The organism is Pseudomonas sp. CFBP2511 (genome assembly GCF_030209255.1).
Classification (GTDB): Bacteria; Pseudomonadota; Gammaproteobacteria; order Pseudomonadales; family Pseudomonadaceae; genus Aquipseudomonas; species Aquipseudomonas avellanae.
In genome coordinates this window covers 197558-210996 of record NZ_JARVSI010000006.1, presented here as the reverse complement: position 1 = coordinate 210996, position 13439 = coordinate 197558, and the positions used below count along the sequence as shown (strand labels likewise).

The window sequence follows — 13439 nt, the reverse complement described above, 5'->3', positions numbered from 1 at the left end:
TCAGTGGCCGTTGCCAGAGGCTAGAGTGCCGCTTCCTTTGATCGTGAATGCCGTTGGGGAGTGTGCTGTGGAAATTGCCTGTCTGGACCTGGAAGGTGTGCTGGTGCCGGAAATCTGGATCGCCTTTGCCGAAAAAACCGGTATCGAATCATTGCGCGCGACGACCAGGGACATTCCCGACTATGACGTGCTGATGAAGCAGCGCCTGCGTATTCTCGATGAGCACGGGCTGAAACTGGCGGATATTCAGGCAGTTATCAGCACCCTCAAGCCGCTGGAGGGCGCTGTGGAGTTCGTCGACTGGCTGCGCGAGCGTTTTCAGGTGGTGATTCTGTCGGACACGTTTTACGAGTTTTCCCAGCCGCTGATGCGTCAACTGGGGTTTCCGACGCTGCTGTGTCATCGGCTGATCACTGATGAAACCGATCGCGTAGTCAGTTACCAATTGCGTCAAAAAGACCCCAAGCGTCAGTCGGTGCTGGCGTTTAAAAGCCTGTACTACCGAATCATCGCAGCGGGCGACTCCTACAACGACACCACCATGCTGGGCGAGGCCGACGCCGGCATTCTGTTTCATGCGCCCGACAACGTGATCCGCGAGTTTCCGCAGTTTCCGGCGGTGCACACGTTCGATGAGCTGAAAAAAGAGTTCATCAAGGCGTCGAATCGGGAGCTGGTGCTTTAAGCGCGAGGCTTACATCTATCCTCGTGTGCAAGATCGGACGCGGAGCGTCCAAAGCGACATTCCCACGCTGGAGCATGGGAACGATAATCAGCGCACGACCGGACATTTCTTGTTCATCAAGCTCTGAGTCACATCTGTGCCGCGTGGCGGATCAAAGTGCCTCAAGCGTTTCTAGCAGCACGCGGACCTTGGTGAAGGTTTCCTGATATTCGGCCTCGCAGTGGGAGTCCGCCACAATGCCGCCGCCGCCCCAACAGGAAATGCGCCCGTCCTTGACCAGCAGGCTGCGGATGGCGATGGAGCTGTCCATCTCGCCGCGTACATCCACATACAGCAGCGACCCGCAGTACAGGCTGCGGCGAGTCGGTTCCAGTTCGTCGATGATCTGCATGGCGCGGATCTTCGGCGCACCCGTGATGGAGCCGCCGGGGAAGCTGCCGGCGATCAGGTCCAGAGCATCGTTGCCGGCCGCCAGCTCGCCAGTCACGCTGCTCACCAGATGGTGCACGTTGGGGTAGCTTTCCAGGCTGAACAACTCGGGCACTTTCACCGATCCCGTTGTGCAACTGCGTCCCAGATCGTTGCGCAGCAGGTCGACAATCATCAGGTTTTCGGCGCGATCCTTCTCGCTGGCCAGCAGCTCTTGGGCGAAAGCGGCATCTTGCACAGCGTCCTGGCTGCGCGGGCGCGTGCCTTTGATCGGGCGGGTTTCCACCTGCCTCGCGCTGATCTTGACGAAACGCTCCGGCGAAAGGCTCAAAATCGCATCGGCGCCCGACAGGCCCAGGTAGCCGGAGAACGGCGTCGGGCAGGCTGCTCGAAGCGCGCAATAAGCTGCCCACGGATCGCCAGTGCACTGCGCCTGAAAGCGTTGTGCGAAATTGACCTGATAACAGTCGCCTGCCTGAATATAAGCCTGAATTCGCTCGAAAGCGTCCTGGTAGTCGTCGGCGCTGATACTGGCCTGAAACGGTTGGCTGAGCCTGAAGTGCGATGGCGCCTCGCTGATGCTGCCAGTGAACAGGTCAACCAGCCGCTCGCGCTCGGTGTCGGCCAAGTCTGGATGAAACACCAGTTGGCTGGTCTGCGCCTGATGATCACTGATCAGCGCCCAGGCGTAGAGCCCCAGCCGCGCTTCGGGCAATTGCAGGTCGTCGATGGCCTGTTCAGGCAGCGGTTCGAGGCGTCGCCCGAACGTATAACTCAGGTAGCCGATCAGCCCGCCGGCAAAGGGCAGCTCGCAGCCCGCCGGCAAGGTCGCCGTTCCCAGCGACGCCAGGCTGTCGCGCAATCGTTGCAGGTAAGCCGTGCCGCTCTCGCCATCCGCAATCGTCAGTTCCTGCCGTGGCCAGGCGCTGAGCAGGTCGTAGCGGCCGCGCTCGGCAACCGGTCTGCCGCTGTCGAGCAGCACGGCCCCCGGCGCCTGACAGATCCGCGAGAAAAACACGGCCGGGTCGGCGCTATAGGGCAGGGGATGTATCGAACAGGTGGGCATCGGCAAACGTCAGTCTTGGGCGCGCGGTCGGCGATTGTAGCCTTGCCGATGAGGCGCTCCTAGCGGTATGTCGGTATTGGGCACAACTCTCAGGCGCTGGGCACGTGGCCGAACAGTTGCTGGACAAAATCGACGCGTTCCAGCGCGGACTCCTGACGTCCTTCGAGCGCCAGTTGCTGCAGGCGTGCCTCCACGGCCTGGGTGCGATGGGTCAGGCCGCTGTCGTTGGCAATCTGGATGTTCAGACCGGGGCGGGCATTGAGTTCCAGAATCAGCGGGCCTTTGTCTTTATCCAGCACCATGTCGACACCGATATAGCCCAGGCCGCACAGCTCGTAGCACTCGGCCGCGAGTTTCATGAAGCCGTCCCAGTTGGGCAATTGCACGCCGTCTACCGAGTGCGTGGTGTCCGGGTGCTTGCTGATGATGTTGTTCAGCCAGGTGCCTTGCAGCGTCACGCCGGTGGCCAGGTCCACACCGACGCCGATGGCGCCTTGGTGCAGGTTGGCCTTGCCGCCTGACTGGCGAGTGGGCAGGCGCAGCATGGCCATCACCGGGTAACCCATCAGCACGATGATGCGGATGTCCGGCACGCCCTCGTAACTGATGCTCTTGAAGATCGGGTCCGGGACGACCCGGTATTCGATCAGCGCCCGATCGCGGTGCCCGCCCAGCGAATAAAGGCCAGTGAGGATGCTGGACACCTGATGCTCGATTTCTGCGTGGCTGATGATGCGTCCCGAGACCGTGCGAAAGCGCTCCTCGAAACGGTCGGCAATGACCAGAATGCCATCGCCGCCTGCGCCTTGGGCCGGTTTGATCACGAAGTCGTTGTGCCCGCCGATGATCTCGTCGAGTCTGTCGATTTCCTTCTCCGTGGAAATGACCCCGTACATTTCCGGCACATGAATGCCCGCTGCAATGGCCCGTTCCTTGGTGATGATCTTGTCATCGACCACCGGGTACAGGCTGCGCTTGTTGTACTTGAGCACGTAGTCGGCATTACGCCGGTTGATGCCCATGATGCCGCGAGCCTCAAGTGCCTTCCAGGTCTTCCACCAGCCGATCACTTGGCTTTTTCCTCTTCTTTGAGGAAGGCCTTGAAGCGCATCAGTTCGGTCAGGCGATAGCCACGGTATCTGCCCATGGCCAGCATGAACCCGACCAGTACCAGCAGCACCGCCGGGAAGGTGAAGACGAAATAGGTCAATTCCGGCACGCTCATGATCAGGTGCGCCAGAGACGCCGCGAACAGCGTGCCGATGGCGACTTTCATTGCGTGGCTGCCGCCGCGCTCTTCCCAGGTGATCGACAGGCGTTCGATGGTCATGGTCAGAATCACCATCGGGAACAACGCCACCGACAGGCCGCGCTCCAGCCCCAGTTTATGGCTGAACAGGCTGATGGCGGCGATCAGCACCACAACGAAGGTCAGTACCACCGACAGGCGTGGCAGCATTTGCAGCTTCAGGTGCTCCAGATAGGAGCGCAGCGACAGCCCCAGCGCCGTAATTACAGTGAACAGCGCAATGCCGAAGCCCAGTTGCGTTTCACGAAACGCCAGGGCGATCAGTACCGGGGTGAACGTGCCCAGGGTCTGCAGGCCGATCAGGTTGCGCAGAATCAGGATGACCAGCACGCCAATCGGGATCATCACCATGACCATGAAGGTCTGTTGGGTTTGCAGCGGCAGGCCGTACAGCGAGTAGGCGAGAAAATCCGAGTCGGTGCTGGCGTCGGTCAGTTTGGCCAGACGCATGGCATTCATTTCGCTGTTGTTGAGACTGAAGGTGACTTGCACTTTCTTGCCCCCTTCGACGCTGACCAGATTCTCTTCACCGGTCCACCACAGCAGGCGATCATCCGGCAAACCGGCTTCGCCAGTGTCGGGGTTGAAGTACAGCCATTCCTTGCCGTTGAAGCTGCGCAGCCAGAGCTCCGGCGTCTGTTGTTGTTCTGCCTCCAGGCGAATGGTGTGGGCTTTTTCCATGGGCACGTGGGCAATCGACAGCAAAAGCTCGGTGATCCGGGCTTTGTTGGAGGGCGATGTATCGCCCGCCAGCAGTAGCTTGACGTTGTCGTCGTGAAGGTTGTTGACGCGCTTGATGGCTTCGGTGATGAAGGTCTCCACATCGGCCGAATGTTGGCGAATCGGCGCCAGCAAGGCCTCTGCGGCCACTTTTTCAGGCCCTTCGATGGTCATGCTGTCGCGAAAGATGGGGCCTTTGACCTTGGGCTTCTCGCCGCTGTAGCGCTTGGTCAGTACCAGGCGGTAGTAAAGCGTCTGGTTGCCGGTGGCGCGCCGGGCGGACCAGGTGACCTTGCGGTTGCCGTCAGCACGGTTGACGCTGACGCCATAGTTGTTGGAAATGAAGCTTTCGTTGAGGCTGATGTAGTCGTGGGCCAGTGGCGGCACGAACATCTGGATCTTTACCGAGTCTTTGGGGTTGGCGATGAATTCGACTTTGGCGTCGATGTTCCACAAGTCATCGGTTTCGTCTTCGCTCACGGGTATGCCGAGCGCCAGTATCTGATAAGCCGTGATCGCAATGCCCAGGGTCACGAGGGCAGTGATCAGGATTTTCAGATGGAGTGTAAGTGAGCGCATGGATTTACTCTGCGTTTTGAGCGACGGAAGCGCAGCCGGGCTTCCCTGCCGCATATTTAAGACTTGGATCGACCAGCGCATCAAAGCGTTTCAACGCTTCGGAGCCGATCAAAAGCGGGTATTGGAAAGCACTTCGGTCGGTCAAGTTCACTTCGATGGTGCGTAAAGCTTCGCCCATGCAGATATCGAGGCTGATCACCGGGCGTGAGGAGTACTTGTTTTCGTCATCCGGGTCGAGATCATCGGCGCGCCGCTTGATTTTGCTGACCCGGCTCAGCGGGCGTTCGATGGGGTGGACATGCTTGCTGTCGCTGGCCAGATAAAAGCGCACCCAGCTTTCGCCATTGCGCTTGAAGTGCTTGATATCACGGGCGCTCAGCGAGGCAGTCTTGGCGCCGGTGTCGAGCTTGGCGGCGATCTCGACGTCGATTTCGATGAGTCTGGCGTATTCGTTGAGGCCATAGACTGTCTTGTTGGCGGCCAGGCCAGGTGCGGAAAAAAGCAGGCCTGACAAAAACAGCAGGCAGAACAGCGGGGGGAGGGTAGTCAGTCTCATAAATCCTGGCGCGATGAGCGAAAAACTTCAGGGTCAGGGCGCAAGCGGGATGGACCTGATGATAGTGGTGCAGTGCGGTCGCCGGCAGTGAATGCGGTACGAAGCGCGCTGTGCGAACACGAGGCGCATTCTAGCATGAAGCCTTGCAGGTGCCAGTCGTCTACCCGCGCATCTGTTCAGGTTGGCTATGACTGTCGATAGTCAGGGGATTGTGTGATTGTCGACAGTCTTTGATTTATTTTTGACTGATGTGCCTTTAATGGCTAGATTTACACCTGTCTAGTCTAAAGGTGTCGACAATGTCGGTCGGAGCAGAAAGGTTGCTGACAACGGAAGACGACCCGGAAACCCTTTCCGAGAACGTTTTCCGACGCATTCAGTCGGCCATTGTCAAAGGCGAAATCGCCCCCGGCAGCAAGATTTCCGAGCCGGAGCTGGCGCGCACCTATGGCATCAGTCGCGGCCCGTTGCGTGAAGCGATCCATCGGCTTGAAGGCCAGCGGCTGGTGGTGCGTGTGCCGCATGTGGGCGCCCGTGTGGTCGCGCTCAGCCACGCCGAATTGATCGAGTTGTATGAAATTCGTGAATCCCTGGAAGGCATGGCCTGCCGCCTGGCCGCCGAACGCATGACCCAGGCCGAGATTGATGAGCTGCGCAGCGTGCTCGACACCCATGAACGCGATGCGGCGTTCCAGGCGGGCATCGGTTACTACCAGCAGGAAGGTGATTTCGACTTTCATTACCGGATCATTCAGGGCAGCGGCAACCGCACCCTCAGTCAGATGCTCTGCGGTGAGCTTTATCAACTGGTGCGCATGTACCGTATCCAGTTCTCCACCACGCCCAACCGGCCCCGGCAGGCCTTTGCCGAACACCACCGGATTCTCGACGCCATCGCCGAGCGCGACGGCGAGCTGGCCGAATTGTTGATGCGCCGTCACATCGGCGCGTCCAGACGCAACATCGAGCGCCATTATCAGGCGGCTTCCCAGGCAACTTCCGACCGAGGTCAACCATGAGTTCCAGCAACACTACTCCCGGCCACCGTTTCCGTGATGCAGTCGTCAGCGAACAGCCGTTGCAAGTGGTTGGCGCGATCAACGCCAACCACGCGCTGCTCGCCAGGCGCGCCGGGTTCAAGGCTATTTACCTGTCGGGTGGCGGGGTGGCTGCGGGTTCGCTGGGTATCCCGGATTTGGGGATCACCGGTCTGGAGGATGTGCTGATCGATGTGCGGCGCATCACTGATGTGTGTGATCTGCCGCTGCTGGTGGATGTCGACACGGGGTTCGGTTCTTCGGCCTTCAACGTGGCGCGCACCGTACGCTCGATGATCAAGGCGGGCGCAGCGGCGATTCATATTGAAGATCAGGTCGGTGCCAAGCGCTGCGGTCATCGCCCGAACAAGGAAATCGTTTCGCAGCAAGAAATGGTCGACCGCATCAAGGCTGCCGTCGATGCGCGAACCGACGACAGTTTCGTGATCATGGCGCGCACCGATGCGCTGGCGGTCGAAGGGCTGGAGTCGGCGCTGGAACGTGCTGCGGCGTGTATTGAAGCGGGCGCAGACATGGTCTTTCCGGAAGCGATCACCGAACTGGCGATGTACAAGCAATTTGCCAACCGGGCGGGCGTACCGATCCTCGCCAACATCACCGAATTCGGTGCCACGCCGCTGTTTACTGTTGATGAATTGCGCGAGGCGGATGTGTCGCTGGTGCTTTATCCGCTTTCAGCCTTCCGCGCCATGAACAAGGCGGCGGAGAACGTCTACGGCGCGATCCGCCGCGACGGCAGCCAGAAAAACGTGATCGACAGCATGCAGACCCGCATGGAGCTGTACGACGCCATCGATTACCACACCTTCGAAAAGAAACTGGATGCGTTGTTTGCGCAGAAGAAGGGCTGATACCTGCGAAATACCGGGCTTCTGGCCGCAGGCCGTAGGAGCGAACTTGTTCGCGAAAGGGCCGGTATATTCTCCGAAGATGTATCGTCTGAACCACAGTCTTCGCGTCCCGCCACACCAAAACAAAATGGGAGAACACCATGGCTGAAGCAAAAGTATTGAGTGGTGCCGGGCTTCGCGGGCAGGTTGCCGGGCAGACGGCGCTGTCGACGGTGGGCATGGCCGGTGCCGGGTTGACCTATCGCGGTTATGACGTGCGCGAACTGGCCGCCGAGGCGCAGTTTGAAGAGGTTGCCTACCTGTTGCTGTATGGCGAGCTGCCAACGCAAAGCCAACTGGCAGCTTACCTGAGCAAACTCAAGGGGCTGCGTGATCTGCCGCAGGCCTTGAAAGAAGTGCTGGAGCGCATTCCGGCAGATACCCATCCGATGGACGTCATGCGCACCGGGGCATCCATGCTCGGCACGCTTGAGCCGGAGCTGAGCTTTGATCAGCAGCGCGACGCCACCGACCGCCTGCTGGCGGCCTTTCCGGCGATCATGTGCTACTGGTATCGCTTCAGCCATGACGGCCAACGCATCGACTGCACCACGGACGAGTCGTCCATTGGCGGGCATTTTCTGCATTTGCTGCTGGACAAGACCCCCAGCGAATTGCACCGCAAGGTCATAGACGTGTCGCTGATTCTGTACGCCGAGCACGAGTTCAACGCGTCTACGTTCACCGCAAGGGTTTGCGCGTCGACCCTGTCGGACCTTTACTCCTGCGTCACGGCAGCCATCGGCACCCTGCGCGGCCCGCTGCATGGCGGCGCCAACGAGGCGGCGATGGAAATGATTCAGCGTTTCGCCTCTGCCGATGAGGCCACTCAAGGCACCTTGGGCATGCTGGAGCGCAAGGAAAAGATCATGGGCTTCGGTCATGCGATCTATAAGGAGTCCGACCCGCGCAACGAGGTCATCAAGGGCTGGTCGAAAAAACTCGCCGACGAGGCTGGCGACAGCGTGTTGTTTCCGGTGTCCGAGGCCATCGACAAGGTCATGTGGGAGCAGAAGAAGCTGTTTCCCAATGCCGACTTCTATCACGCCTCGGCGTACCACTTCATGGGTATCCCGACCAAGCTGTTCACGCCGATTTTCGTCTGCTCGCGCCTGACCGGCTGGGCCGCTCACGTTTTCGAGCAGCGCGCCAATAACCGCATCATCCGCCCGAGTGCCGAATACATCGGCGTCGAACAGCGCAGCTTCGTGCCCATCGAACAGCGCTGAAGAGGGGGCAGGGGAGCCGCTGAAGAGCTCCCCACCCGCATCCGCATCCGAACACTCCGTGATCGAGTCCCGTAATGAACAGTGAATTCCGCAAAACGCTCCCTGGCACCCAACTGGACTATTTCGACGCGCGCGCGGCCGTTGAGGCCCTCAAGCCTGGCGCATATGCCACGTTGCCGTACACCTCGCGGGTGCTGGCCGAAAATCTGGTGCGCCGCTGTGATCCGGCGACCTTGAACGCTTCGCTGAACCAGCTTATCGAGCGCAGGCGTGACCTGGACTTTCCGTGGTTCCCGGCGCGTGTTGTCTGCCATGACATTCTGGGGCAGACCGCGCTGGTGGACCTGGCCGGGCTGCGCGACGCGATTGCCTCGCAGGGCGGCGACCCGGCGCTGGTCAACCCGGTGGTGCCGGTGCAGTTGATCGTTGATCACTCGCTGGCCGTTGAGGCTGATGGTAACGACCCGCAGGCGCTGGCGAAGAACCGCGCCATCGAGGACCGACGCAACGAAGACCGCTTCCACTTCATTGACTGGACCAAGCTGGCGTTCAAGAACGTCGAGGTGATCCCGCCGGGCAACGGCATCATGCACCAGATCAATCTGGAGAAAATGTCGCCGGTGGTGCAGGTGCTCGATGGTGTGGCATTCCCCGACACATTGGTCGGCACCGACAGCCACACGCCGCACGTGGATGCGCTGGGCGTGATCGCTATTGGTGTCGGTGGCCTCGAAGCTGAAAACGTGATGCTCGGTCGCGCTTCGTGGATGCGCCTGCCGGACATTATTGGCGTCGAGCTGACCGGCCGCCGTCAGCCGGGCATCACCGCCACTGACGTGGTGCTGGCCCTGACCGAATACCTGCGCCAGCAGAAAGTCGTCGGTGCGTATCTGGAGTTCTACGGCGCGGGGGCATCGAGCCTGACCTTGGGGGACCGGGCGACCATCTCCAACATGGCGCCGGAATATGGCGCAACGGCGGCGATGTTTTCCATTGACTCGCAAACCATCGATTACCTGCGCCTGACCGGCCGTGAAGACGAGCAGGTCAAGCTGGTCGAACTGTACGCGCGGCACACCGGTTTGTGGTCGCAAAGCCTGAGCGAGGTGCAATACGAGCGCGTACTGAGCTTCGATCTGTCTAGCGTGGTGCGTAACATGGCCGGGCCGTCCAACCCCCACGCGCGGGTCGCGACTGCCGATCTGGCCGCCAAGGGCATTGCCCGGCAGTGGGACGAGGTGCCGGGGCAGATGCCGGATGGGGCAGTGATCATCGCCGCGATCACCAGTTGCACCAACACCAGCAACCCGCGCAACGTGATTTCGGCGGGCCTGCTGGCGCGCAATGCCAACCGCCTGGGTCTCAGCCGCAAGCCGTGGGTGAAATCTTCGCTGGCACCGGGCTCGAAAACCGTGGCGTTGTACCTCGATGCCGCGGGGCTGACGACCGAGCTGGAGCAACTGGGTTTTGGCGTGGTGGCGTTTGCCTGCACCACCTGCAACGGTATGTCCGGCGCACTGGACCCGCTGATTCAGCAGGAAATCATCGACCGTGACCTGTACGCCACGGCGGTGCTGTCTGGCAACCGCAACTTCGACGGGCGCATTCACCCTTACGCCAAGCAGGCATTTCTGGCCTCGCCGCCATTGGTGGTGGCTTACGCGATTGCCGGGACCATCCGTTTCGATATTGAAAACGATGTGCTGGGCATCGCCGACGGCAAGGAGATCCGTCTCAAGGATATCTGGCCGAGTGATGAAGAAATCGACGCCGTCGTGCAAGCATCGGTCAAGCCGGAGCAGTTTCGTCAGGTGTACATCCCGATGTTCGCTATTGACGAGCACACCGGGCCGAAGGTCGAGCCGCTGTATGAATGGCGTCCGATGAGCACCTACATTCGTCGCCCGCCTTACTGGGAAGGCGCGCTGGCCGGAGAGCGCACGCTCAAGGGCATGCGCGCGCTGGCGGTGCTGCCGGACAACATCACCACCGACCACCTTTCGCCGTCGAACGCGATCATGCTGGACAGCGCAGCGGGTGAATACCTGGCGAAAATGGGCCTGCCGGAGGAGGATTTCAATTCCTACGCGACCCACCGCGGCGATCACCTGACCGCCCAGCGCGCCACGTTTGCCAACCCGCAGCTGATCAACGAAATGGCTGTGGTCGATGGCAAGGTGCAAAAAGGCTCGCTGACCCGCATAGAGCCGGAAGGCCAGGTCATGCGCATGTGGGAAGCCATTGAAACCTACATGGCCCGCAAACAGCCGTTGATCATCATCGCCGGTGCCGATTACGGCCAGGGCTCGTCCCGCGACTGGGCGGCCAAGGGCGTCAGGCTGGCCGGTGTCGAAGCGATTGCGGCAGAAGGCTTTGAGCGTATTCACCGCACCAACCTGGTGGGGATGGGCGTGTTGCCGCTGGAGTTCAAACCGGGCACCAGCCGCCTGACCCTGGGCATTGACGGCAGTGAAACCTTTGAAGTGACCGGCCAGCGCACACCCCGTGCGACCTTGACGCTGGTGATCCAGCGCAGTAATGGCGAGCGCCTGGAAGTGCCAGTGACCTGTCGCCTGGACACCGCTGAAGAGCTCTCTATTTATGAGGCTGGCGGCGTACTGCAGCGTTTTGCTCAGGATTTCCTGGAGGCCACGACTGGTGCGTGAGGAACGATAAGCTTACGGAAAAACACTATCGTGCCCATGCTCCGCGTGGGCATGCCGTTCTGGACGCTCTGCGTCCGACTTTGAGCGCTCGGCGCGCTTTTCGAACAGGACAACGAATTCATGGCTCACTCACCACAGATCCGAATCCCCGCCACCTACATGCGCGGGGGCACCAGCAAGGGGGTGTTTTTCAGGCTCAATGATCTGCCGCAAGCTGCGCAAACCCCCGGTCCGGCAAGGGATGCGCTGTTGTTGCGGGTCATCGGCAGCCCCGACCCCTACGAAAAGCAGATCGATGGCATGGGCGGAGCGACATCGAGCACCAGCAAGACGGTGATTGTGTCGCGCAGCAGCAGGCCCGATCACGATGTCGATTACCTGTTCGGTCAGGTGTCCATCGACAAGCCTTTCGTGGACTGGAGCGGCAATTGCGGCAACCTGTCGGCAGCCGTGGGCTCGTTTGCCATCGCCAGCGGCCTGCTCGACCCCGGCCGTGTGCCGCAGAACGGCGTCGTCATCGTGCGTATCTGGCAAGCCAATATCAGCAAGACCATCATCGCTCATGTGCCCATCAGCAATGGCGAGGTTCAGGAAACCGGCGATTTCGAGCTGGACGGAGTGACCTTCCCGGCCGCAGAGGTGCAGCTTGAGTTTCTTGACCCGTCGGCGGATGAAGAGGGTGCAGGCGGCTCGATGTTCCCCACCGGTAATCTGCTCGATGACCTGCAAGTGCCCGGTGTCGGCACTTTGAAAGCGACCATGATCAACGCGGGCATTCCGACCATTTTCATCAATGCCGCTGATATCGGCTACGCCGGCACTGAGTTGCAGGGCGATATCAACGCCGATCCGCTTGCGCTCGCCCGGCTTGAGACCATCCGCGCTTACGGTGCCGTACGCATGGGCCTGATTGGCAGCGTCGATGAAGCCGCCACGCGCCAGCACACGCCCAAAGTCGCCTTTGTTGCGGCGCCTGCTGACTACGTTTCCTCCAGTGGCAAGCCTGTCGCCGCGCAGGATATCGACCTGCTGGTGCGCGCCGTATCAATGGGCAAGCTGCACCATGCGATGATGGGCACCGCCGCCGTGGCGATTGGCACCGCCGCCGCCATCCCGGGCACGCTGGTCAACCTCGCCGCCGGTGGTCAGGCGCGCAGCGCAGTACGCTTTGGTCATCCGTCCGGTACGTTGCGGGTCGGGGCACAAGCCGTTCAGGACGCGGGCGGCTGGAAAGTCACCAAAGCCCTGATGAGTCGCAGCGCCAGAGTCTTGATGGAAGGCTGGGTGCGCGTGCCGCAGCAGGGCGACTGAAGCCTCTATTTAAAGCGTCGTTCCACGCCTTTTTCGACCAGCACCTTGGCGGAGATTTCTTCCACCGAAAAATGCGTGGAGTTGATGTTGGGGATGTTCTCGCGGCGGAACAGGCTTTCCACTTCGCGCACCTCGAATTCGCACTGGGCGTAGCTCGAATAGCGGCTGTTGGGCTTGCGCTCATGGCGGATCGCGGTAAGGCGGTCAGGGTCGATGGTCAGGCCGAATAGCTTTTCGCGATGCTGCTTGAGAGCTGGCGGCAATTGCAGGCGCTCCATGTCGTCTTCGGTCAGCGGGTAATTGGCCGCCCGAATGCCGAACTGCATGGCCATGTACAGGCAGGTCGGGGTCTTGCCGCAGCGTGATACGCCCACCAGGATGATGTCGGCCTTGTCGTAATAGTGCGTACGTGCGCCGTCGTCGTTGTCCAGCGCGAAGTTGACCGCCTCGATGCGCTCCATGTAGTTGGAGTTGTGCCCGATGGAATGCGATTTGCCCACCGAATACGAGGAGTGTGAACTAAGCTCCTGCTCCAGCGGCGCCAGGAAGGTCGAGAAAATATCAATCATGAAGCCGTTGGACGTCGCCAGAATCTCGCGAATGTCCTGATTGACGATGGTGTCGAAGATGATCGGTCGCACGTCGTCCTTGTCGGCGGCATTATTGATTTGTTGTACCATCGCCCGCGCTTTCTCGACGCTGTCGATATAGGGCCTGGTGAACTTGTTGAATGTAATGTTTTCAAATTGTGCCAACAGGCTCTGGCCCAGCGTTTCGGCGGTGATACCGGTGCCATCCGAGATGAAGAAAGCAGATCGTTTCATTTTTGTCCCAGGCCTTAAGCAGTTGACGAATTCTGGCTATCATAGGCGTGCTTGCCTGCCCTGAGGGCCTGCAGGCGCACCTTTTTTGAAGGTTCAGGCTTGCGCCCGACCAGACAC

The 13439-nt window shown here is 60.4% G+C and carries 11 protein-coding genes; 6 read left to right on the top strand and 5 right to left on the bottom strand.

All coding sequences use genetic code 11. The annotated features are described in order from the left end of the window. Positions 1–67 precede the first annotated feature (67 nt). A complete protein-coding gene (gene thrH / locus QRN38_RS05765) occupies positions 68–685 on the top strand; it encodes a bifunctional phosphoserine phosphatase/homoserine phosphotransferase ThrH (RefSeq protein ID WP_005765732.1) in 618 nt (205 codons plus the stop codon). A 151-nt stretch (positions 686–836) separates the two neighbouring features. On the opposite strand, the gene pabB is transcribed toward thrH, so the two are convergent. The 4 genes from pabB to rloA form a co-directional block, all read right to left on the bottom strand. Continuing rightward, positions 837–2180 carry an aminodeoxychorismate synthase component I gene (gene pabB, locus QRN38_RS05760; RefSeq protein WP_057417808.1) on the bottom strand — a complete coding sequence of 448 codons (1344 nt, stop codon included), beginning with the start codon at positions 2178–2180 and terminating at the stop codon, positions 837–839. An 89-nt stretch (positions 2181–2269) separates the two neighbouring features. After that, complete coding sequence (locus QRN38_RS05755; RefSeq protein ID WP_162491793.1) at positions 2270–3247, bottom strand: alpha-L-glutamate ligase-like protein; 978 nt, start codon at positions 3245–3247, stop codon at positions 2270–2272. Further along, entirely contained in the window at positions 3247–4788 is a 1542-nt protein-coding gene (gene rloB, locus QRN38_RS05750; RefSeq protein ID WP_005765727.1) for an osmotic stress tolerance membrane protein RloB, read from the bottom strand. Before rloB ends, QRN38_RS05755 begins: the two co-directional genes overlap by 1 nt. 4 nt (positions 4789–4792) lie before the next feature. Continuing rightward, positions 4793–5344: a retropepsin-like aspartic peptidase RloA gene (gene rloA, locus QRN38_RS05745; RefSeq protein ID WP_005765726.1), complete on the bottom strand. Its 552-nt coding sequence runs from the start codon at positions 5342–5344 to the stop codon at positions 4793–4795. A gap of 299 nt (positions 5345–5643) precedes the next feature. Between rloA and QRN38_RS05740 the strand changes: the two genes are divergently transcribed. The 5 genes from QRN38_RS05740 to prpF all read left to right on the top strand — a co-directional run bounded on the left by QRN38_RS05740 (position 5644) and on the right by prpF (position 12498). Then, positions 5644–6363 carry a GntR family transcriptional regulator gene (locus tag QRN38_RS05740; RefSeq protein WP_005765725.1) on the top strand — a complete coding sequence of 240 codons (720 nt, stop codon included), beginning with the start codon at positions 5644–5646 and terminating at the stop codon, positions 6361–6363. Beyond that, positions 6360–7253, top strand: a complete 894-nt coding sequence (prpB, locus tag QRN38_RS05735; RefSeq protein ID WP_057417810.1) for a methylisocitrate lyase — start codon at positions 6360–6362, stop codon at positions 7251–7253. Before QRN38_RS05740 ends, prpB begins: the two co-directional genes overlap by 4 nt. Positions 7254–7393: 140 nt before the next feature. Further along, the gene (prpC, locus tag QRN38_RS05730) at positions 7394–8521 is read left to right on the top strand and encodes a bifunctional 2-methylcitrate synthase/citrate synthase (RefSeq protein ID WP_057417811.1); all 1128 of its coding nucleotides are present in this window, start codon (positions 7394–7396) and stop codon (positions 8519–8521) included. A gap of 74 nt (positions 8522–8595) precedes the next feature. Continuing rightward, positions 8596–11187, top strand: coding sequence for a Fe/S-dependent 2-methylisocitrate dehydratase AcnD (gene acnD / locus QRN38_RS05725; protein WP_057417812.1), 2592 nt, complete (start codon positions 8596–8598; stop codon positions 11185–11187). A 120-nt stretch (positions 11188–11307) separates the two neighbouring features. After that, the gene (gene prpF, locus QRN38_RS05720) at positions 11308–12498 is read left to right on the top strand and encodes a 2-methylaconitate cis-trans isomerase PrpF (RefSeq protein WP_057417813.1); all 1191 of its coding nucleotides are present in this window, start codon (positions 11308–11310) and stop codon (positions 12496–12498) included. 5 nt (positions 12499–12503) lie between these two features. Here the strand turns inward: prpF and ppsR are convergent, their stop codons facing one another. Beyond that, a complete protein-coding gene (ppsR, locus tag QRN38_RS05715; protein ID WP_003382474.1) occupies positions 12504–13322 on the bottom strand; it encodes a posphoenolpyruvate synthetase regulatory kinase/phosphorylase PpsR in 819 nt (272 codons plus the stop codon). Between the last annotated feature and the right edge of the window lie 117 nt (positions 13323–13439).

Excerpts from the sequence above, each read along its gene's own strand:
- pabB (WP_057417808.1), bottom strand. The coding sequence starts at position 2,180 with ATGCCCACCTGTTCGATACATCCCCTGCCCTATAGCGCCGACCCGGCC.
- QRN38_RS05740 (WP_005765725.1), top strand. The coding sequence starts at position 5,644 with ATGTCGGTCGGAGCAGAAAGGTTGCTGACAACGGAAGACGACCCGGAA.
- rloA (WP_005765726.1), bottom strand. The coding sequence starts at position 5,344 with ATGAGACTGACTACCCTCCCCCCGCTGTTCTGCCTGCTGTTTTTGTCA.
- rloB (WP_005765727.1), bottom strand. The coding sequence starts at position 4,788 with ATGCGCTCACTTACACTCCATCTGAAAATCCTGATCACTGCCCTCGTG.
- acnD (WP_057417812.1), top strand. The coding sequence starts at position 8,596 with ATGAACAGTGAATTCCGCAAAACGCTCCCTGGCACCCAACTGGACTAT.
- prpB (WP_057417810.1), top strand. The coding sequence starts at position 6,360 with ATGAGTTCCAGCAACACTACTCCCGGCCACCGTTTCCGTGATGCAGTC.
- prpF (WP_057417813.1), top strand. The coding sequence starts at position 11,308 with ATGGCTCACTCACCACAGATCCGAATCCCCGCCACCTACATGCGCGGG.
- prpC (WP_057417811.1), top strand. The coding sequence starts at position 7,394 with ATGGCTGAAGCAAAAGTATTGAGTGGTGCCGGGCTTCGCGGGCAGGTT.
- ppsR (WP_003382474.1), bottom strand. The coding sequence starts at position 13,322 with ATGAAACGATCTGCTTTCTTCATCTCGGATGGCACCGGTATCACCGCC.